Origin of the sequence: Rathayibacter festucae DSM 15932 (assembly GCF_004011135.1) — a bacterium.
Lineage (GTDB): Bacteria > Actinomycetota > Actinomycetes > Actinomycetales > Microbacteriaceae > Rathayibacter > Rathayibacter festucae.
Window position 1 is genome coordinate 3,150,635 of sequence record NZ_CP028137.1, and the last position, 19,880, is coordinate 3,170,514.

The window sequence follows — 19,880 nt, forward strand, 5'->3', positions numbered from 1 at the left end:
ACTTCACGCCACCGATGTGGCGACTCCTGATCGCCGATGCGATCGTTTCCGAGCTTCACTCGATATCAGAACCACCACCGCCTAGGAGTTCGCATGACCCCCCGCCGCCCCGACGTCCAGGGACCCCGCCGGTCCCTCGGAGCACCGCTCAGCATCGCCGCCTCGCTCACCTTGAGCGCCTGCCTGCTCGGCTCCACCGCCCTCGTCGCCCACGCCGACGAGACCGCCGTGCCCGTCGTCTCCGAGACCACCGCTCAGGCCGTCGTCGTCGACCCCACGTCGCAGGCCGTCGCCTCGGCGCCCGCCGCACCCGAGGCCGCGCCCGCCCCGGCTGCGCCCGCTCCGGCCGCGCAGACATCCGCCCCGACGGCCTCTCCGGAGCCCGCCTCCCCGGACCCCGTCTCCCCCGCCGCCTCAGTGGCGCCCGCAACCACTGCGCCCGAGGCGACGATGCCGGTCGCCGCCGCCACCACCCCGGTGCCCGCCGTGCCCGCGATCGAGGCGCCGGTCGTCCCGGCCCCCGCGCTCCAGGATGCGCCGGCCGACGCGCCCGCCGCCGCGACCGAGACGCCGGTCTCGACGCCCCAGCAGCAGCCCACTCCGGCCGCGTCAGCAGCCACGTCGGTCGGCGTGACCGCGACGGTGAAGGGCGTCCTCGACCTCGAGCCCGGCGAGAAGCCCCGCGTCGGCACCCCGGTGAAGTGGACCATCACCCTCCACAACACCACCACCCACCCCATCGACGTCCTCAAGGCGCTCCTCCACCTCGAGCCCGGCGAGAGCGGCGACGTCGAGGACAACCTCGCGCCGACCACGCTCACTCAGGCGGACCTCGACGCCGGCCGCGTCACCTACGCCGGCCGCTACGACGTCGCCTCGGGCTACGGAATTCAGATCATCCGCGCGCAGGGCGCACTCGACCTGCCGAAGTCCGCACCGACCCCGACCCCGACCCCTACCACGACCCCGGCTCCGGCTCCGGGCCCGACCACGACGCCTGCGCCGACCGCGCCCGCCCCCACTCCGAGCACCACCGCGGCCGCCCGGGTGACCGCCTCCGTCCGCGGCGTCCTCGATCTCGAGCCCGGCGAGAAGCCCCGCGTCGGCACCCCGGTGAAGTGGACGATCACCCTCCACAACCCCACCGCCCACCCCGTCGACGTCCTCAAGGCGCTCCTGCACCTCGAGCCCGGCGAGAGCGGCGACGTCGAGGACAACCTCGCGCCGACCACGCTCACCCAGGCCGACCTCGACGCCGGCCGCGTCACCTACGCCAGCCGCTACGACATCGTCGCCAGCGACGGCAGCCAGATCATCCGCGCGCAGGGCGCACTCGACCTGCCGAAGACCGCGCCGACTCCGAGCACGACCCCTGCGCCGACCACCACCCCGACCACACCCGCCCCCACTCCGACCACCACCGCGTCCGACCGGGTGACGACCTCCGTCCGGGGCGTCCCCGACCTGAAGCCCGGCGAGAAACCGACGGTCGGCACCACCGTGAAGTGGATCGTCACCTTCCTCCACCACACCCCCGACACCGTGAAGATCGGCGGGACCACCCTCGAGCTCACCCCCGGCCGCAGCGGCTACGTCGAGGACACCACCAAGCCGAGCACGATCACCCAGGCCGATCTGGACGCCGGCGTCGTGCGCTACGAGAGCGAGTTCGGCGTCGACACGCCGGAAGGCCGCTACACGATCCCCGCGCGCGGCGAGCTGACCCTCCCGACGCCGGCCCCGGCTCCAGCCGCCGCCGAGCACCCCTCGCTCACCGGGAGGATCGCCGGCGAGTTCGTGCTCCCGGCCGATGGGCGGGTGCGGGCCGGCACGCCGGTGAAGTGGACCGCCACGCTCACCAACGCCGGCGACGTCGCCCTCTCCGACGTGCACGTCACCGATGCGGGAGAGCACACCACCCTCGCCGTCGGCGAGACGAAGGACCTCACCTTCTACTCCACCGTCATCCGGGAGGACGTCGCCGAGGGCTTCACCTTCGACACCTTCCACGCGAGCGGCCGCACCCCGGCCGGCTCCACTGCGAGCCTCGAGCTGAACGACTCGCTCGACCTCCACTCCGACGAGGGACGCGTCGCCGTCATCACCACCGGCGCCTTCGAGCTGGCGGCGGGCGAGCAGGTGAAGGCCGGCACCCGGGTGAGCTGGACCGTCACGGTCACGAACACGGCCGGCACGGACCTGCACGACCTCTCCGCCGACGGTGACGCCCGCAGCGAGACGATCGCCGTCCTCACCCCGGGCGAGACCCGGCAGCTGCACCTCGAGACCACCGTCACGGCGCAGGACCTCGCGGGGGACCGCACCCGCCTCGTCGCCGACCTCGTGGGCCGGACCGGCGACAGCCCCTTCTCCGCCTCCGCCTCCGGCGAGCTCGCGATCGGAACCGAGCACCCGCGCCTCGAGGTGAGCGCCACCGGCGCCTTCGACCTCGAGCCGGGACACTCCGTCACCGTCGGCGCGAAGATCGTCTGGACCGTCACGGCGAAGAACACCGGCGACGTCTCCTTCCTCGCACTCGATGAGAAGGGTCAGGGCAGCCTCGCCGCCGGTGAGACGAAGGTCTACCGAGTGGCCGACGCGGTCACGCAGGAGGACCTGGACGCAGGAGTCGTGCGTCGGGTGTCCACGGCCAAGGGCTTCCGCGAGGGCCGTCCCACCTACGTCTCCGCGCCGTACCTCGGCGTCCTGGTGATCCCCGCGGCCACCGGCGGCGCCACGACTGACGGGGGAACCGGCACCGCCACGACCGCGGTGCCCACGACGGCCCCGTCGGTGACGGATGCCGAGAGCACCGTCGACGACGGTGCACCGGCCGGCCCGGTGATCGTCGGCCACCGGGCCGGAGCCGCCGCGCGTCCCGACGCCGCCGCCGCATCCGCCTCGACCGTCGCCGCTTCGGCCCCGACCGGCGCCGCTTCGGCCTCGACGGTCGCAGGCGCGACGCGCAGCGGGACGAGGAGCGCGTCGGCCGCGCACCTCGCCCAGACCGGCGTCGACGCGTCGTCCGCGCTGCCCGCTGCCGGCGTCCTCGGTCTCCTCGGTGCGCTCGGCATGCTGCTCGGCGCCCGCCGCCGCCGCAACCGCACCGCCGACTGACGCACCGTCTGTCGGGCCGAGGGCCGGTGTCGTCGACTCGAATCGACGCCACCGGCCCTCGGTCGTCATGCACCGACACCGTTGCCGAACACTGCCGGGCACTCGCTTCCGCGCCAGAAGTTCGCAGCCCTGGATACACCTGTGTGAACCTTCCCGGAATCGTTTCGACCTCTCGCCGATCCCTGCCCAGGAGTGCCCTTGACCCCCTCACGCCCCGACCCCCGAAGACCGCGCCGAACGCCCAGCACCCCCCTCAGCATCGCCGCGTCCGTCGCGCTGAGCGCCTGCCTGCTCGGAACCACCTCCGTCGCCGCCCACGCCGAAGGAGGCGCCGACGCCACGACCGCGGCACCGGCGCAGGACGCCGCGTCGGCGCCCGTGCTGCCGACGCCCACGCCCTCGATCGCACCGGACGCCGCCGCACCGTCGGCTGGACAGGCTGCGCCGGAGGCCGCCCCGACCGCGGCATCCGCCGCGCCGAGCGCCACCCTCGTCGTGCCGGACGCCGCTCCCTCACCCGCTCCCCCGGGGCCGACTCCCCAGACCGCCCCGCCCGCAATCGATCCCGCTCCGGCGGCCGACCCCGCCCCGGCTCCGGCCGCGGTCGACGTCACGACGCCGCCGAGCGTCGCCGCCGCGCCGGAGGCACCGGTCCCCTCTCTCGCACCGGCGGCACCCGGCCCGACGCCGACTCCGACGCCTGCGATCGACGCTCCTGCCGCCGCGTCGGAGACACCGATCGCCGCCGCGCAGCAGCCGGCCGCTCCGCCGCCCTCCGTGCCCACCACCGGGGACTCCCTCGTGAGCGCGACGGCGCGGGGGAGGTTCGAGCTGGCGCCGGGCGAGAAGCCGACGGTCGGCACGAAGGTGAAGTGGACCATCACCTTCCGCAACAGCGGCACGGCCGCCGCCGATGTCTACGGAACCGGGTTCTCCATCGCCGCGGGTCAGAGCCGCGACGGGCGGGACGACGCGAGAGACCAGACGGTCACCCAGGCCGATCTCGATGCCGGGGTGATGAGGTACGCGTTCACCTGGGGCATCGTCACGCCGGCGGGCGTGTTCTGGATCCCCGTGCGAGGCGAGCTGCCCATCCCGGCGGAGAACCCCGCCCTCGAGGTCGTCTACACGCCGACGTTCGAGTCGGCACCCGGCCAGCCGGTCGTCGTCGGCACCGTGGTGGACTCGACCGTCACGGTGACCAACCGCGGGGAGGTGACCCTTCACGACATCACCTTCACCGGCACCCCGCCGTTCAGCCTCGCGCCGGGTCAGCAGGCCGTTCTCGGCGTCAAGGACAAGGTCGACCAGCTGGATGTGCTCGCCGGCGAGTACCGCCGAGAAGGCGGCTCCGTCGTCGCGCGCACTCCGAGGGGCGCCGTGTACAAGACCACCGCCTCCGTGAGGGTCCCTTTCCCGAAGCCGGACGCCCCCGGCGCGACGAGCACCGCCACGCCTGCTCCCGCGCCGGGTGCCGGGGCCGGAGGGTCCCCGGCGAGCGGCACGGCCGACGAGTCCTGGCGGTTCCGCGGCGAGTTCGTGCTGAAGCCCGGCGAGCACGTGAAGGCCGGCACCAAGGTCCGCTGGACCTCCACGCTGACCAACACCGGCCCCGACGACCTGCGGGACCTCGTCGCCGTGCGGGTGGGCGCCGCCCCCGGCAGCCCCGGCAGCACCAGCGAGAAGCTGGCCGTCCTGGCCAAGGGCCGGACCGCGCAGCTGCACCTCGAGTCCACCGTGACCGAGGACGACCTGGTGAGCGGCATCACCCACATCGTCGTCGACGCGACCGCGGTGACCGGCGGGAAGACGAACACGGTCCGCAGCGGCGCGACGCTCGCGATCCCCGCCGAGAACCCGCTCCTCGCCGTGACCACCACGACGACGCCGAAGCTCGGGCCGGGAGCACCCCTCGTCGCCGGCACCGTCCTCGATACGACCATCACGATCGTCAACCGCGGGGACGTCCCACTCACGGACGTCCGGATCGACGAGCAGCCACTGTTCACGCTCGCGCCGGGCGAGAGCGCTGTGCGGGTCCTCCCGGGCCCGATCAATGACGAGGACGTGGAGGCGGGCGAATACCGTCGCACGGGCAACGTCACGGCGCGCACCCCCCGCGGTGTCGAGTACACCTCCGACGAGATCGTCGTCGTGCTGCCGATCCCCAAGACCACACCGCCGACTCCCGCGCCCACCAGCGCACCGGCCACTCCCGCGCCCACCAGCACCGTGCCCGTTCCTGCTCCCACCGGCGCACCGTCGACCCCCGCACCCGTTCCGCCGACGTCCCCGGCCGCCACGGGGGACCACCTCGTGAGCGCGACGGCGAAGGGGACGCTCGAGCTGAAGCCGGGCGAGAAGCCGACGGTCGGCACGACGGTGACGTGGATCGTCACCTTCCGCAACGACGGCCCTGTCGCGGTCACGGTCTCCGGAACCGGCCTCACCATCCCGCCGGGTGAGAGCCGGGATGGTCGGGACGTCACGTTCTCTCGGACGGTCACCCAGGCCGATCTCGAAGCCGGCAAGGTGTCGTACGCGCTCACCTGGGACCTCAGCTCGACGCAGGGCCGGGTCGCGCTCCCCGTGGTCGGCGAGCTCGCCCTGCCCGGGGGTCCGTCGGCGCCCGTCGAGCACCCCGCCCTGGAGGTGACCTACGCCCCGTCGTTCCGGCTCGCACCCGGCGCACCGGTCGCCCTCGGCACCGTGGTCGACGCGACCGTCACGCTGACCAACCGCGGCGACGTGGCACTGAACGACATCCGTCTCGCCGGACTCCCGCCGTTCAGCCTCGCGCCGGGCCAGGTCAGCGTCCAGCGCCTCTCGGACACGATCACGCTGTCGGACCTGAACGCGGGCGAGTACCGCCGCGTGGGCGGCTACGCCACCGCTCGGACACCTCAGGGAGCCGAGCACCGCTCCACCCCCGCCACCATCGTTCTCGCGATCCCGAAGCCGGCCCCCACCGGCACGACTCCGGGCTCCGCAGGAGGCACGGTGCCGACCAGCACGCCTGCCACTCCCGCACCCACCGGCGCGCCGGCCACTCCCGCACCCACCGGCGCACCGGCCACTCCCGCGCCCACCAGCACGCCGGCCACTCCCGCAACCACCGGGACCGTGCCCGCACCCGCACCCACTGGAGCACCGGGTATTCCCGCAACCACCGGGACCGTGCCCGCTCCCGCGCCCACCGGAACGCCGGTCACTCCCGCGTCCACCGGGACCGCGCCCGCTCCCGCACCCACCGGAGCACCGTCGACCCCCGCACCCACCGGGACCGCGCCGGCTCCCGCACCCACCGGAACCCCGGTCACTCCCGCACCCACCGGGACCGTGCCCACTCCCGCGACCACAGGGACCCCGGCCACTCCCGCACCCACCGGCACGCCGTCCACCCCCGCACCCACCGGCACGACGTCCACTTCCGCGCCCACCGGCACGCCGAACACGGGCACCACCGGCACAGGAACGACCGGGACGGGCACCACCGGCACCGGGACCACAGGGACGGGCACGACCGACACCGGAACCACAGGGACGGGCACCACAGCGACCGGAACACCCGGAACTGCAGGCACCGGCACACCGAGCACGGGCACCACCGACGCCGGCACCACCGGCACTCGCCCGAGCACCGCCGGCCCGCGCACCACCGACGCCGGCACCACCGGCACTCGCCCGAGCACCGCCGGCCCGCGCACCACGGACACCGGCACCACCGGCACTCGCCCGACCGTCACCGGCACGACCGGTACCGGCACCACCGGCACCGGCACGCCGGATGCCAGCGGACCGGGAGCCGGCACGACGACCGGCACCATCGCCTCGGGGACCGCCTCCTCGGTCGGCGCCGCTGCGGCGAGCGCCGGGACGTCGGACGCCCGCACCACGGCGTCCGGCGCCACCGCGTCGGGCACTGGCACTACCGCGTCGGGCACCGGCGCCACCGCGTCGGGCACTGGCACCACCACGTCGGGCACCGGCATCACCGGCACCACCCCGTCCGGCCCCGGCACCGGCTCCGGCTCGCCCCACTCCGGCGTCACCGGCACGAGGCCGACGAAGGACGTGTCCGGCGCCCGCCTCGCCGAGACCGGCGTCGACGCGGCGTCCGCGCTGCCCGCCGCCGGAGTCCTCGGTCTGCTCGGTGCGCTCGGCCTGCTCCTCGGCCGCCGCCGCCGAGGGAACCGCGCCGCCGGCTGACCGCACCGGTCACCCCGGAAGCCGCACCGGACACGAAGGAAGGGCGCGGAGCCCGCAGCCCCGCGCCCTTCCGTCGTCCCGTGCGTCAGCTCGCGGCGACCGCGATCTCGTTCGGCGTGACCTCCAGCTCGGCGCTGGACAGCACCTTCCCGGTGGTCAGATCGAGCGCGTGGACGCTCTTCGCGGCCGGGTCGGTGACGTAGGCGATGTCACCGGCGACCGTGATGGCGGGGTGCGGGTCCTGCCACTCGACGGGGCTCTCCCAGGCGTCGACGACGGGGTACGAGTCGGTGATCTCCCCGGTCTCCGGCTCGATCACGTGGACCGCTCCGTCGGAGCCGATCAGGTAGGCGAGGTCGCCCGGGCCGCGCGCGACGCCGCGGAAGGTGTACTCGACACCCTCGGGCAGGTCGACGACGTCGAGGGTCTTCGCCTCGGTGTCGATCAGCGCGAGGCGGTGCAGGAGGTAGCCCTCCGCATCCTGATCGTCCTTGTAGTCGCCGACGACGATCGGGCTGGTCTCGCTGACCCAGGCGTTGCCCATCCGGCCGTACGGCTGGTCGGGCGCCTCGAGCTTGGTGATCTCGCCGCCGTCGTAGACGAGGGCGCCGTTCTCGCAGCCGAAGACCACGACCTCGTTCTCGGCCGTGCCCTCGCCGTGCACACCCGGGCACTGGTCGTTCGTGGCGACCACGGCGCCGGAGGCGTCGCGCACCTCGATGCCGGTGCGGCCGTCGGCGGTGCCGACCGTGGTGAGGAAGGTGTCGTCCTCGAGGACGATCGACACCCCGTGGTGCGCCTGGACGCCCGGGATGGTCTGGACCTCGGGCACGCCCTCGGCGTCGGCCAGGTCCGCGGTCTCGATGACCGTCGTGTCGCTGGTGCCGTCGGCGTAGAGGATCGTCTTCCCGCCGTGGCGGACGACGTGCCCAGGGGTGTCCGCGGCGAAGACGACGTCGGTGAGCTCGGGATCGCCGGTCGTGCCGGCGGCGGTGTCGAGGAGCTGGAAGCCCTCGCTCATCGTGACCATCACGTGCCGGCCGTCGCCCGCCGGGTTCAGGCGGGTGAACTCCTCGGAGTCCAGGTCGGCCACGGTCTCGAGGGTCTCGCCGTCGAGGACGAGGATGCCGCCCTCGTAGGCGACGGCGAGCCGGGTGCCGGCGGCGGCCGGGCTGGCGGCGGCGGTCGGATCGGCCGCGGGGGCGCTGCTCGAGGAGCAGGCCGCGAGGGTCGCGATCGTGCCGAGGGCGAGGAGGCCGAGGCCGGCTCGGCGGAGGGGTGCTCGCCGGAGCGGCGCTCGGCGGAAGGGGCTGGTTCGCATGGGGATGTGGTTCTCCTGGTGCTGGTCGTGGGCGCTCACGGTGAGAGCCCGGTGGCGATGCGCTGCGTGTTCACGCGCATCATGCTGAGGTAGTCGGGGGCGCCGCCCTCGGGTCCCGTGAGGGACTCCGTGAACAGCTCGACCACCTCGACGCGGATGTCGGCCTCGCTCGCGAGCGCCTGGACCAGGCGGTCGGGAGACGAGGACTCCGCGAAGATCGTGGGGACACCGGTCTCCTCGACCGCCTCGACGAGGTCGGCGAGGTCGGAGGCGGACGGCGCCGCGAGGGTGGTGCCGCCGGGGATCACCGCGCCGACGACGGCGAAGTCGAAGCGGTCGGCGAGGTAGCCGAAGACGTGGTGGTTGGTGACGAGGGCGCGGCGCTCCTCCGGGATCGCGGCGAAGGCGGCCGTCATCTCGGCGTCGAGCGCCTCGAGCTCGGCGCGGTACTCGGCGGCGCTCCGCTCCAGGGCCGCGGGGTCCGCGCCGTCGAGCTCCGCGAGCACCGGCGCGAGGGCGTCGACGACGGCGATCATCCGGGCCGGGTCGGTCCAGAAGTGCGAGTCGGGGCCGCCCTCGGCGTCGCCGTCGGAGTAGTCGAGCACGTCGATCGCGTCGCCGGCGACGAAGGCCGGCACGTCCTCGGCGGCCGCGGCGTCGAGGTGCTGCTGGAGCCCCTCCTCCAGGCCCAGGCCGTTGGAGACGACGAGGTCGGCCGAGCGCAGCCGCGCGGCCTCCTGCGCGGAGATCTCGAAGGAGTGCGGATCGGCGTTCGGCTTCATCAGCGTCACGACCTCGGCCTCCTCGCCGACGAGGCGCTCGACGACGTCGCCGAGGATGTTGGTCGAGACGATGACCAGCGGGCGGTCGTCGGCGCCGGCCGAGCAGCCGGTGAGGGCGAGCAGCGCGACGACGGCCGCGGCGAGGGGTGCGCGGCGTCGGGTGCGTCCCATGGTCAGCGTCCCGTCTCGGCGGTGAACGCCGGCTCGGTCGCCGTGTCGAAGCTGCGCGCGAGGCGGGCGTCGTCGGCGTAGTCGATCTCGTGCAGCCGCCGCTCGGCGGGCGCGCTGAGGTAGGCGCGCTGCTGGTCGGCGACGAGGGCCGGGGCGAGGCCGGCGGCGAGCGACTCGGCCGCGAGCGACTCCGTCTGGGCGAGCACCGCGCCGTCCGCGCCGTCGAGCACGAGCACCCGGCCGTCCTGCCCCAGCGCCAGCACGTGGTCGTCCTCGTCGTCGACGGCGGTCACCTGCGCCAGCGGCGCGGGAGTGGGGAGCAGCGACCAGGAGCGGGCGCGGGTGTCGAGCAGCCAGATCCCCTCGTCGCCGGCGAGCCCGGCGACGGTCGGCCGGCCCTCGCGGTTCGCGAAGCCGGTCGCGGCGGGCGCGGTCGTGCCCCCGGGGTAGGGGATCCGCTCGACGACGAGCTCCTCGCCGTCGACGGTGGCGAGCAGCGCGCCGTCCGCGCAGCCGATCACCGCGCCGACGCGGGTGGTGATCGTCCCCGCCGGCTGCGGGCACTCCTCGACCAGGCCCGTTCGCTCGCCGTCGGCCGTGTAGCCGGCGACCGAGGCCGACTCCCCCGCGCCCTCGGTGACGAGCGCGAACGAGCCGACCGGGACGACCATCCCGGGCCCCGGCTCGCCGTCGAGGCGGAACGACTCGCGGATCTCGCCCTTCGACAGCGCCTCGGTGTCGAGGAGCACGGCCTCGCCCGACTCCGGGAAGTACAGCCCGGTGCCGCCGGAGGTGGAGAGGTTCGTCGTGGCGACGACCGCCTCCCCCTCGCCCGCGACGGTGCCGAGCAGCGCCGGGTCAGCACGGTAGTAGTGGAAGTGGTCGACGTGGTCCCAGGTCCAGACGCCGCTGTCGACGATCTCGACACCGGCGGGGGTCTGCGCGAAGAGGTAGCGGCCGTCGGTCGTCAGCGCGGACGGCGCCCCGACCGTGCCGAGATCGGCGACGCTCTCGTCGAGGAGGTCGAGGTGCGAGACGGCGCCGGCCGGATCGATCCAGGTGAGGCCGAGGGCGGGCTCGGCGAGCTCCGCGGCTCCCGAGATCGCGCCGTGGCCCTCGCCGGGCGCGACGTCCACGGGCGGGGCGGCGGGATCGGCGGAGCAGGCCGCGAGGGCGAGGGCACCCAGGAGGAGCGCCGGAGCGGTGCGGAGGGAGCGGGTGGAGCGCGAGAGCACGGGGTCCTTTCGGAGGGGGACGAGGGTCAGGCGGGGACGGCGGCGGAGGCCCGGCGCGGACGACGCGAGGCGGTCGCCGCCCGCAGCGCCCAGGACAGTCCCGAGACGGCGAGGGCGGTGGCGGCGACGGAGGCACCCGCGGCGGTCGCCGCGTACCAGGAGACGAGCAGCCCGACGAGGACGGAGAGCACGCCGAGCACGGCGGCGAGCGCCATCCGGGTCGGGATCCGCGTCGTCCAGTGGCCCGCGGCGACGGCCGGCGCGAGGAGCAGCCCGACGACCAGGAGCGAGCCGACGGCCTGGTACGAGGCGACGACCGCGAGGGTCACCAGCCCGACCAGCGCGGCCTGCGCCGAGCGCGGGCCGAGCCCGAGGACGGAAGCGATCCGGTGGTCGAGCGCGAGCGCCACCAGCGAGCGGTGGAACACCACCGCCACCGCGAGCCCGACTCCGGCAGCGACGGCCAGCAGCACGAGATCGACCGGTGCGATGGCGAGGATGTCGCCGAACAGGATCGAGGTCGCGTCGGTCGCGAAGCTGCCGGAGTGGCTGATGATGATCACGCCGAGCGCGAGCATCGAGACGAAGAGCATGCCGATGCTCGTGTCGTAGGACAGGCGGCCCCGACGCTGCAGTGCGGCGATGCCGAGGCTCATCGCGACGGCGCTCGCCGCCCCGCCGACCAGCACGGGCGCGCCGAGCACGGTCGCCAGCGCGACGCCGGGGAGCATCCCGTGGGCGAGCGCCTCGCCGAGGAACGCCATGCCGCGGCTCACGACCCAGGTCCCGACGACGCCGCACAGGACGGCGACGAGGGCGCCGCCGAGGAGGGCGCGCTGGAGGAAGTCGAGCGCGAACGGCTCGAGGATCCCGGAGAGGAGGGCAGGCATGGTGCCCGACCGTAACGGATAATGAGAACGATTATCAAACTGGTACGCTCTGGGTCGTGTCCAGCAGTCAGCAGTCCTCCGCCCGCGTCGGCCTCCACGGGGTCGGCGTCGACTTCGGCGAGCGGGTCGCACTCAGCGAGGTCGATCTCGAGATCCTGCCGAGCACGCTGACCGTCGTCGCGGGGCCGAACGGCGCGGGCAAGTCGACGCTGCTCGAGGTGATCGCCGGCACCCGGCAGCCGTCCCGGGGAGTGCGCTCGGTCTCGTCCGCGATCGCCTTCGTCCCGCAGCGCACCGCCGTCTCGGACCGCCTCCCCGTCACCGTCCGCGACGTCGTGACGGTCGGCGTCTGGGGGCGCACCGGCCGCTGGCGCCGGGTCGGCCCGGACCTGCGCGCGGTGGTCGCCGCGGCGATGGAGCGGCTCGAGATCTCCGGACTCGCTGCTGAGCCGTTCGCCGTGCTGTCCGGCGGGCAGCGGCAGCGGACGCTGCTCGCGCAGGGGCTGGCGCGCGGCGCCGATCTGCTCCTCCTGGACGAACCCACGACCGGACTCGATGCGGCGAGCGCCGAGCGCATCCGGGAGATCCTGCGCGCCGAGGCGGAGCGCGGCGTCGCCGTCGTCTGCGTCTCGCACGACCCAGCCGTGATCGCGCTCGCCGACCGCGTCGTGCAGCTGGCCGACGGCCGCCTGCGGGGCGAGGGCGCCCTCGCCCGCTGAGGCTCACGGCGGGTCTCGATACGCCAGCATCAGAAGTCGAGTCTGCAGACCACCCTGCTGGCGACGGTGGGTCTCGATACGCCCCTGCGGGGCTACTCGACCAGCATGGAGGACGCCCCTTCGGGGCTGCTCGACCAGCAAGCTCTCCATGCTGATCGAGTAGCCCGCGCAGCGGGCGTATCGAGATCCACCAGCGCCAGAAGGACGAGCCTGCAGACCACCCTCTTGGGGACGGTGGGTCTCGATACGCCCCTCCGGGGCTACTCGACCAGCATGGAGGACGCCCCTGCGGGGCTACTCGACCAGCATGCTCTTCATGCTGATCGAGTAGCCCGCTCAGCGGGCGTATCGAGATCCACCAGCGTCAGGAGGACGAGTCTGCAGACCGCCCTATCGGTCACGGCGGGCATCGATACGCCCCTGCGGGGCTGCTCGACCAGCAAGGAAGGGGCTACTCGACCGGCAGGCCGCGCGATGCATGCACGTCTGCTTGGATGAGCAGATGACCTGGAGGCGCCGATGACCGAGGATCTCGAACCCGCGGCCGAGCTCTTCAAGGTGCTCTCCTCCTCCTCGCGGCTGCGCCTGCTGCGGGCGCTGGCGAGCGAGCGGTCGACCGTCGGGCACCTCGCCGAGACCACCGGGCTCTCGCAGCCCCTGGTCTCGCAGCACCTGCGCACCCTCCGCGCGGCCGGCCTGGTCGCCGTCGAGCGGATCGGGCGCGAGGCGCACTACTCCGTCGCCGACACCCACGTCAGCCACATCGTCGACGACGCGGTCCGGCACGCCCTCGAGGGTTGACCGCGGTCGGCACACCCGAGGGCGGCCCGTGCCTCAGCCCTGGCGCGCCTTGAACCGCGGGTTGAGCTTGTTGATGACGAAGACGCGGCCTCGGCGGCGCACCACCTGCGACCCCGGCATCGACTTCATGGACTTCAGCGAGTTGCGGACCTTCACGAGTGCTCCTTCTAGTTGATAACGATTATCGTTTAGAGTAGCTCGCCATGGAGACTCCGAGCCCACTCCCCCGACCACCCGTCCTCGCCGTCACGCTGGTGAGCGCGACCGACGCCGCCCACAGCGCCCGGATCGCGCGGCAGCTGTCCGGCGGGGTCACGTCCGTCGAGAGCTTCGCCGTCGACCTCCCGGACTCGGACAGCGCGGAGTTCGCGGCGGAGCTGGCCGACGAGCTGGCCCGCCAGGCGGACGACGGCGAGAACGGCATCACCGTGATCTCGCTCGACCCGGTCGCCGACCCGATGGAGGTCGCCCTCGTCCTCGAGCACCTCTGCGTCCGGCGGCACCCCGGCGACACCCGGATCGGCGTCCTCGACGTCGTCGCCGTCACCTCGGTCGACGAGGTGACCCGGGTGCTGCTCGGCGAGGGCGCGGAGCAGGGGTCGGAGCAGGAGCCCCCGCAGTGGGACCGCGCCGAGCGGCTCGCGACGCGCCTCGAGTTCGCCGGCCTGATCGTCCTGACCGACGGCGACGGCGCGGGAGCCTCGCCCGCCGTCGACGTGCTGCGGGCGCTCTCGCCCGGGGCGGAGATCCTCACCGAGCGCGACCTCGACCGCTACCGGCAGCGTCGCGCCGTCCTCGCCCCGCAGCGCGCGCACCGCCTCGCCTCGGACCTCGGCTGGCAGCGGGCCCTCCGCGGCGTCCCGGGCGACGCGGGATCGGTGACCACGTTCGTCTTCCGCGATCCGCTGCCGTTCCACCCCGGCCGCCTGAACACGGCCGTCGCCGACGACTTCGTCGCGCACCGCGTCGGCCGGATCCTCCGCTCGCGCGGTCTCGTCCGGCTCGCCAGCCGGGCGGATCGGGTCGCGAGCTGGTCCATCGCGGGCGACGTCCTGAGCCTCGACCCCACGGCGATCCGCAGCTGGAGCACCGACGCGCCCGTCGGCCAGGAGATCGTCTTCCTCGGTCGCGACCTCGACGTCGACGAGCTCACCCGCGTCCTCCACGGCTGCCTGCTCACGCCGCGCGAGCTCCTCGCCGGCCCGGACCTCTGGCGCACCCTCGCCGACCCGTTCCCCCGCTGGGAGGACGAGCACCAGCACTGAGCGGACGGCGCGCGCCAGCGTGACTGGACGCGGAACGGCCTCCGCTACCGCAGCAGACCCCGGTCCGCGTCCACTCGAAGGGCTGCGAGCGTGCGACCGGACCCGAACCGGGCGCTGCGACCGGGTCAGGCTCCGGACCGCGTCCACTCGAGCGGCTCCGCCCGGAGGTCAGCCCGCGTACGCGTCGATCCGCGCGAGCAGCTCCGCCTTCGACGTCTCGGACGCCCAGGACCCCAGCACCGAGTTGCGCGCCAGCTGCACCAGCTCGTCGCGGGTGAAGCCCGCGTCGGCGAGCGCCGCGTAGTTGTCCGCGATGTAGCCGCCGAAGTAGGCCGGGTCGTCGGAGTTGACCGTCACCCGCACGCCTCGCTCGAGCAGCGCGCGCATCTCGGGCGCCTTCGAGTCGCTCGAGACGAAGGAGTTGGAGAGCGGGCAGCAGGTCAGCGCGAGACCGCGGTCCACCAGGACGTCGATCAGCTCGGGCGCCTCGACGATGTTCGTGCCGTGATCGATCCGGTCGACGCCGATCTCCTCGAGCACCTGGCGCAGGTGCTCGACGCCGTTGGGCTGGTCGACGTCGCAGTGCATCGTCAGCTTCAGCCCGGCCTCGCGGGCCCGCGCGAACACCTCGCGGAACTTCGCCGGCGGGTTGCCGCGCTCGTCCGAGTCCAGGCCCACGCCGATCAGCCGGTCGGCGAACGGCAGCGCGCGCTCGAGCGTCTCCGCCGCGCTCTCGGCCGACAGGTCGCGGAGGAAGCAGAGGATCAGCGCGGCGTCGACGCCCAGCTGCGCGGCGTCCTGCGCGGCGCGGTGGTACCCGCCGATCACCGCCTCGAACGGCACCCCGCGCGAGGTGTGCGCCTGCGGATCGAAGAACGCCTCCACCCGGACCACCCCGTCCGCCGCGGCCCGGCGGAAGTACGCCGTCGCGAGGTCGTAGAAGTCCTGCTCCTCGCGCAGCACGTCCATCGCCGGGTAGTAGACGGCGAGGAACGAGGCGAGCGAGTCGAAGTCGTAGGCGAGCGCCTCGGGTACGGGAAGGCCGTTGCGCTCGGCCAGCTGCGCGCGCAGCTCGGGCTCGAGCGTCCCCTCCAGGTGCACGTGCAGCTCGACCTTGGGCAGACCGAGGAGGAAGGAGTCGGAGGTCACGGGAGCCTTTCGTCGGTGCCGGCGGTAGTGCGTGCGGTGGTGCGTGCGGTGGGGAGCGGAGAGCAGGTTCAGGGACGCGCGGCGATGAAGTCCAGCGCCACGAGCGGTCCCGGCAGCACCGCGCCGATCACGGTGCGGGCCGGCGGATCGACGGCGAACCGCGCCCCGTAGACCTCGGAGGCAGCCGCGAAGTCGCGCTCGAAGTCGCTGAGGATCATCGTGACGCGCACCACGTCGCCGAGCCCGAGGCCGAACTCCGTGGCGAGCAGCCGCTCGATGTTGTCGAGCGCGGCGCCGGTCTGCGCGGTGATCCCCTCCGGGACCGTGCCCTCCGGCACCGAGCCGTCGCCGGGCGCGAACGGCCCGATCGCCGAGCCGTAGACGACGCCGTGCGCCTCGACGGCGTGGCTGTACGCGCCGCGGGGAGCGCCGAGCGCCTCCGCGGTCACGAAGCGGCGGGTCGCGGTGGCGGTCATCGCGGCAGCTCCCCCGAGACGACGCGGCCGCGCGAGACGACGGCGACGATGCTCTCGGCGCGCAGGTCGTCGATGCTCTCCCACGGGCGGCCGCGCAGCACGACGAAGTCCGCGCCGAAGCCGGGGGCCAGGCGGCCCACCTTCGCGCCGAGGCCGACGACGGCCGCGGCGTCCGAGGTCGCCGCGACGAGGGCCCGCTCGGAGCTCCAGCCGAACGACTCGCGCATCCGCCGCACCTCGTCGAGCTGCTCACCCCAGTCCACGTAGACGCCGTTCGCGTCGGTGCCGAGCACGAAGCGCACGCCCGCCTGGCCCGCGGCGAGGAAGCCCGCGTCGCGCACGGCGACCACGTCCTGCGCCTTGAGCGACGCCTCCGGCGACGACGGCGCTCGGCCGGCCGCGATCACGTCGTTGATGAAGAGGGTCGGCGCGACGGGCAGGTTCCGCTCGACGAGCGTGGCCCAGTGCTGCGGCCCGATCGCGGTGCCGTGCTCGATCGAGTCGACGCCGAGCGCGAGGGCCCGGTCGAGGCCGACCTCCGAGTGGGTGTGCGCCGCGACGGGCATCCCGAGCGCGTGCGCCTCGTCGATGGTCGCGGCGATCTCCTCGTCGGTCTGGTTCCGCCAGCCGACCTTGTCGCCCATCGAGAGCACGCCGCCGCTGGTGTAGATCTTGATGCCGTCCGCGCCGGCCCGCGCCCAGGTGCGCACCAGGCGGCGGCACTCGTCGGGGCTGTCGGCGACGCGGTCGCGGTGCGGGTAGTGCGGCGGCACGAAGAGGTCGCCGTGGCCGGCGGTCATGCCGACCGCGCCGTGCGTGACGATCCGCGGGCCCTCCGCGATGCCCTGCTCGAACATCCGCGCCACGGTCATCTGCAGCTCGTCCGCGCCGAGGTCGCGCAGGGTGGTCACGCCCGCCCGCGCGGCCTTCCGCGCGTTGTTCGCGATGTGGAAGACGCGCTCCTCGCGCGGGGTGACCAGCGGCCAGGAGGCGAAGTCGGCCGTGCCCGCGCCGGAGTAGGCGCCGAGGTGCACGTGGGTGTCGACGAGGCCGGGGATGATCGAGAACTCCCCCGACCGCTGCCTGCCGCTCGGGCCGTCGGCCGTCTCGACGGAGGCGATCGAATCGCCGCTCCAGGCCAGGGTCGCCGTGCCGAGGGCGCGGGTGCCGTCCCAGACGGCGCCGGTGATGCTCGTGGTGGTGCTCATGTCCGTCCTCAGTTCTGTCCGCCGAAGCGGACGGCTGCCAGTCTCTCGCCGATCGCGACGACCGCGTAGGCGACGACTCCCAGCGCCGTGATCACCGCGAGCGACGCCCACAGCTCGTCGTAGCGGAACCCGGCGGAGGCGCGCTGCACCGCACCGCCGAGCCCCTGCCCCGTCGCCAGCCACTCGGCCAGCATCGCGCCGCTCAGCGCGGAGGGCACCGCGACCTTGGCGGCCGCGAAGATCGCCGGCACCGCGGTCGGCAGCGCCACCTTGAGCAGCACGTCCAGCGGCGAGCCGCCGTAGACCGAGACCAGCTCGAAGGACTCGCGCGAGAGCGAGCGGAGGCCGAAGCCGACCGTGACCAGCGCGGGGAAGAACACCGCGATCGCGCCGACGGTGGCGACGGCGCCGATCCCGTTGCCGATCGCCAGGGTCACCAGCGGCGTCACCACGATCAGCGGCATCGACTTCAGCAGCATCGCGATCGGCATCACCGTCGCCTCGAGCGAGCGGATCAGCACGAACAGCACCGCGATCGCCAGGGCGACCAGCAGGCCCGCGACGTAGCCGACGAGCGCGTCGACGGCCGTCACGCCGAGGTTGCCGAAGACGATCGCGCGGTTCTCCGCGGCGTCGGCCTCGACGAAGAGGTACTCGGCGACGTCGGTCGGCGTCTTGCCCAGCAGCGGCGAGATGTCGGTGATCGCGAGGAAGGCGTACCAGAACGCGAGGGCGAGGACCGCGGCGACGGCCAGCGGCACGAGCTCGCCGCGGACGATGCGGAGCACCATCCGGCCGGTGAGGTCGCTCGGCCGGCGGGCGGCGCGCGACGAGGAGGAGGGGGTGCGGGTCGCGGTGCTCATACGACACCTCCCGTGCTGCGGGCGACCTCGACGCGGGCGCGACGGCGGGCGGCGCGCGGGCGGCCGACGACCAGCGGCATCAGCCAGCGGCCGAGCGCGGCGATCAGCGCGTAGCCGATGATCGTGACCAGCCCGCTGGTGACGGCGAAGGCCCAGGCCCGCTCGACGTCCATCTGCCGCTGCGCGACCGCGAGGGCGACGCCGAGGCCGGTGGTCACTCCGCCGAGGTACTCGCCGAGCACGGCGCCGAGGATGGCCGCCGGCACGCCGACCTGCAGCGCGGTGATCGTCGCGGGCACGGCCGCGATGGCCTGCACCTTCACGATCTTCGCCCAGCGTCCGCCGCGGTAGGCCGAGACGAGGTCGAGCGCGGTGCGCGGGGCCGAGCGGACGCCGAGCAGCGCGCCGATCAGCGTGGTGAAGAAGACGAGCAGAGCCGCGAGGAAGATCGAGGTGGTGCGGCCGCCGAAGATCACCAGGATGACCGGGCCGACCGCGGTCAGCGGCAGGCAGTGGCTGATCACGCCGATCTGCTCGATCACGCGGTGGGTCCACGGCAGCAGCAGCGCGACGGCGGCGAGGGCCAGCGCCGCGAGGTTGCCCCAGAGGTAGCCCTGGCCGGCGGCGAGCACGGTGTCGCCGACGTTGCGGAGGTAGAAGAGCGGCCCGTCGCGGACGAACGCGGCGATGATCGCGCCGGGGCTCGGCACGGCGCGGCTCTCGCGGTAGACGGTGTCGGCGAGGATCCACCACACCGCCACGAAGACGGCGAGCCCGGCGAACACGCGCCAGTTGGTGCGGATCCAGGGCGTCACGCCTCATCCTCCATCGCGACGCCGTGCTGCGAGAACAGGATGTCGGTGATGCGGTCCTCGATCGCGTGGAACTCGGGGCTGCGCAGCATCTCGACCGTGCGCGGGCGCGGCAGGTCGATGTCGATCACCTCGACGATCCGGCCGGGCCGCGGCGACATCACCGCGACGGTGTCCGAGAGCAGGATCGCCTCGGCGATGCCGTGGGTGACCATCAGCGTGGTCGCGGGGCGCGCGGTCCAGATCCGCTGCAGCTCCAGGTTGAGCCGCTGCCGGGTCATGTCGTCCAGGGCGCCGAACGGCTCGTCGAGCAGCAGCAGATCGGGCTGGACGACCAGCGCGCGGGCGATCGAGGCGCGCTGCCGCATGCCGCCGGAGAGCTGCGAGGGGTAGGCGTCCTCGAACCCGGTCAGCCCGACGAGGTCGAGCAGGTCCGGGATGCTGTCGCGCTTCGCCGCCTGCCGGGTCAGCTCCAGCGGCAGCCGGACGTTCGAGCGCACCGAGCGCCAGGGCAGCAGGGCCGAGTCCTGGAAGGCGATGCCGAGCTCGGCCGAGCGCTTCGTGCCGAGCACGGGCGTGCCGTGGATCGAGACGGAGCCGGTGGTCGGCTTCTCCAGCCCGGCCAGCATCCGCAGGATCGTCGACTTGCCGCAGCCGGAGGGGCCGAGCAGCGAGAGGAAGGAGCCGCGCGGAGTGACGAGGTCGACCTCGGCGAGGGCCTGCACCGAGCGGCTGCCCAGGTCGAAGCGCTTGCTCAGGCCCGACAGGCGGATGCCCTCGTCCTGGATGGTCGTCGCTTGCTCGGTCAACTGCTCGTCCTCTCCGCGCGGTCCGTGGTGGTCGTGGCCGGGTCCTCCGCAGG

At 73.9% G+C, this 19,880-nt stretch carries 16 protein-coding genes; 5 read left to right on the top strand and 11 right to left on the bottom strand.

What is annotated here, in order from left to right:
- Positions 1 to 93 precede the first annotated feature (93 nt).
- Both C1I64_RS14445 and C1I64_RS14450 read left to right on the top strand, forming a co-directional pair.
- A complete protein-coding gene (locus C1I64_RS14445) occupies positions 94 to 3,117 on the top strand; it encodes a DUF7507 domain-containing protein (protein WP_127887678.1) in 3,024 nt (1,007 codons plus the stop codon).
- 198 nt (positions 3,118 to 3,315) lie between these two features.
- A complete protein-coding gene (locus C1I64_RS14450; RefSeq protein ID WP_127887679.1) occupies positions 3,316 to 7,326 on the top strand; it encodes an LPXTG cell wall anchor domain-containing protein in 4,011 nt (1,336 codons plus the stop codon).
- 85 nt (positions 7,327 to 7,411) lie between these two features.
- On the opposite strand, the gene aztD is transcribed toward C1I64_RS14450, so the two are convergent.
- The 4 genes from aztD to aztB are packed head-to-tail and all read right to left on the bottom strand — an operon-like array spanning position 7,412 to position 11,725.
- Complete coding sequence (gene aztD / locus C1I64_RS14455; protein WP_208645136.1) at positions 7,412 to 8,647, bottom strand: zinc metallochaperone AztD; 1,236 nt, start codon at positions 8,645 to 8,647, stop codon at positions 7,412 to 7,414.
- A 35-nt stretch (positions 8,648 to 8,682) separates the two neighbouring features.
- Positions 8,683 to 9,600 carry a zinc ABC transporter substrate-binding protein AztC gene (aztC, locus tag C1I64_RS14460; protein WP_127887680.1) on the bottom strand — a complete coding sequence of 306 codons (918 nt, stop codon included), beginning with the start codon at positions 9,598 to 9,600 and terminating at the stop codon, positions 8,683 to 8,685.
- 2 nt (positions 9,601 to 9,602) lie between these two features.
- Positions 9,603 to 10,835, bottom strand: coding sequence for an ABC transporter (locus C1I64_RS14465; RefSeq protein ID WP_127887681.1), 1,233 nt, complete (start codon positions 10,833 to 10,835; stop codon positions 9,603 to 9,605).
- A gap of 26 nt (positions 10,836 to 10,861) precedes the next feature.
- Positions 10,862 to 11,725 carry a zinc ABC transporter permease AztB gene (gene aztB / locus C1I64_RS14470; protein ID WP_127887682.1) on the bottom strand — a complete coding sequence of 288 codons (864 nt, stop codon included), beginning with the start codon at positions 11,723 to 11,725 and terminating at the stop codon, positions 10,862 to 10,864.
- A gap of 56 nt (positions 11,726 to 11,781) precedes the next feature.
- Between aztB and aztA the strand changes: the two genes are divergently transcribed.
- Entirely contained in the window at positions 11,782 to 12,444 is a 663-nt protein-coding gene (gene aztA, locus C1I64_RS14475) for a zinc ABC transporter ATP-binding protein AztA (protein WP_127887683.1), read from the top strand.
- A gap of 519 nt (positions 12,445 to 12,963) precedes the next feature.
- Positions 12,964 to 13,245, top strand: coding sequence for an ArsR/SmtB family transcription factor (locus C1I64_RS14480; RefSeq protein WP_123446984.1), 282 nt, complete (start codon positions 12,964 to 12,966; stop codon positions 13,243 to 13,245).
- A gap of 33 nt (positions 13,246 to 13,278) precedes the next feature.
- On the opposite strand, the gene ykgO is transcribed toward C1I64_RS14480, so the two are convergent.
- Entirely contained in the window at positions 13,279 to 13,401 is a 123-nt protein-coding gene (gene ykgO / locus C1I64_RS14485; protein WP_123446985.1) for a type B 50S ribosomal protein L36, read from the bottom strand.
- 47 nt (positions 13,402 to 13,448) lie between these two features.
- Between ykgO and C1I64_RS14490 the strand changes: the two genes are divergently transcribed.
- Positions 13,449 to 14,510: a GTP-binding protein gene (locus C1I64_RS14490; RefSeq protein WP_127887684.1), complete on the top strand. Its 1,062-nt coding sequence runs from the start codon at positions 13,449 to 13,451 to the stop codon at positions 14,508 to 14,510.
- Positions 14,511 to 14,678: 168 nt separating this feature from the next.
- Here C1I64_RS14490 and add read toward each other — a convergent pair whose 3' ends face one another.
- From add to C1I64_RS14520, 6 genes are all read right to left on the bottom strand, one after another.
- A complete protein-coding gene (gene add, locus C1I64_RS14495; RefSeq protein ID WP_127887685.1) occupies positions 14,679 to 15,659 on the bottom strand; it encodes an adenosine deaminase in 981 nt (326 codons plus the stop codon).
- A 68-nt stretch (positions 15,660 to 15,727) separates the two neighbouring features.
- Positions 15,728 to 16,135 (bottom strand): RidA family protein, encoded by a 408-nt coding sequence (locus C1I64_RS14500; protein WP_127887686.1) that lies wholly within the window; start codon positions 16,133 to 16,135, stop codon positions 15,728 to 15,730.
- On the bottom strand, positions 16,132 to 17,343 hold the full coding sequence (locus C1I64_RS14505) for an amidohydrolase family protein (protein ID WP_127887687.1): 1,212 nt from the start codon (positions 17,341 to 17,343) through the stop codon (positions 16,132 to 16,134). Before C1I64_RS14505 ends, C1I64_RS14500 begins: the two co-directional genes overlap by 4 nt.
- Before the next feature lie 8 nt (positions 17,344 to 17,351).
- Positions 17,352 to 18,206 (bottom strand): ABC transporter permease, encoded by an 855-nt coding sequence (locus C1I64_RS14510; protein WP_127887688.1) that lies wholly within the window; start codon positions 18,204 to 18,206, stop codon positions 17,352 to 17,354.
- Positions 18,203 to 19,021, bottom strand: coding sequence for an ABC transporter permease (locus tag C1I64_RS14515; RefSeq protein WP_123446991.1), 819 nt, complete (start codon positions 19,019 to 19,021; stop codon positions 18,203 to 18,205). The genes C1I64_RS14510 and C1I64_RS14515 overlap by 4 nt, the downstream gene beginning before the upstream one ends.
- Positions 19,018 to 19,827 carry an ABC transporter ATP-binding protein gene (locus tag C1I64_RS14520; RefSeq protein ID WP_123446992.1) on the bottom strand — a complete coding sequence of 270 codons (810 nt, stop codon included), beginning with the start codon at positions 19,825 to 19,827 and terminating at the stop codon, positions 19,018 to 19,020. The genes C1I64_RS14515 and C1I64_RS14520 overlap by 4 nt, the downstream gene beginning before the upstream one ends.
- Positions 19,828 to 19,880 lie beyond the last annotated feature (53 nt).

Bases quoted from the DNA above. Each gene is read 5' to 3' on its own strand.
- C1I64_RS14505 (WP_127887687.1), bottom strand. From the start codon at position 17,343: ATGAGCACCACCACGAGCATCACCGGCGCCGTCTGGGACGGCACCCGC.
- aztB (WP_127887682.1), bottom strand. From the start codon at position 11,725: ATGCCTGCCCTCCTCTCCGGGATCCTCGAGCCGTTCGCGCTCGACTTC.
- C1I64_RS14500 (WP_127887686.1), bottom strand. From the start codon at position 16,135: ATGACCGCCACCGCGACCCGCCGCTTCGTGACCGCGGAGGCGCTCGGC.
- C1I64_RS14480 (WP_123446984.1), top strand. From the start codon at position 12,964: ATGACCGAGGATCTCGAACCCGCGGCCGAGCTCTTCAAGGTGCTCTCC.
- C1I64_RS14510 (WP_127887688.1), bottom strand. From the start codon at position 18,206: ATGAGCACCGCGACCCGCACCCCCTCCTCCTCGTCGCGCGCCGCCCGC.
- C1I64_RS14445 (WP_127887678.1), top strand. From the start codon at position 94: ATGACCCCCCGCCGCCCCGACGTCCAGGGACCCCGCCGGTCCCTCGGA.
- aztD (WP_208645136.1), bottom strand. From the start codon at position 8,647: ATGCGAACCAGCCCCTTCCGCCGAGCGCCGCTCCGGCGAGCACCCCTC.
- C1I64_RS14490 (WP_127887684.1), top strand. From the start codon at position 13,449: ATGGAGACTCCGAGCCCACTCCCCCGACCACCCGTCCTCGCCGTCACG.
- aztC (WP_127887680.1), bottom strand. From the start codon at position 9,600: ATGGGACGCACCCGACGCCGCGCACCCCTCGCCGCGGCCGTCGTCGCG.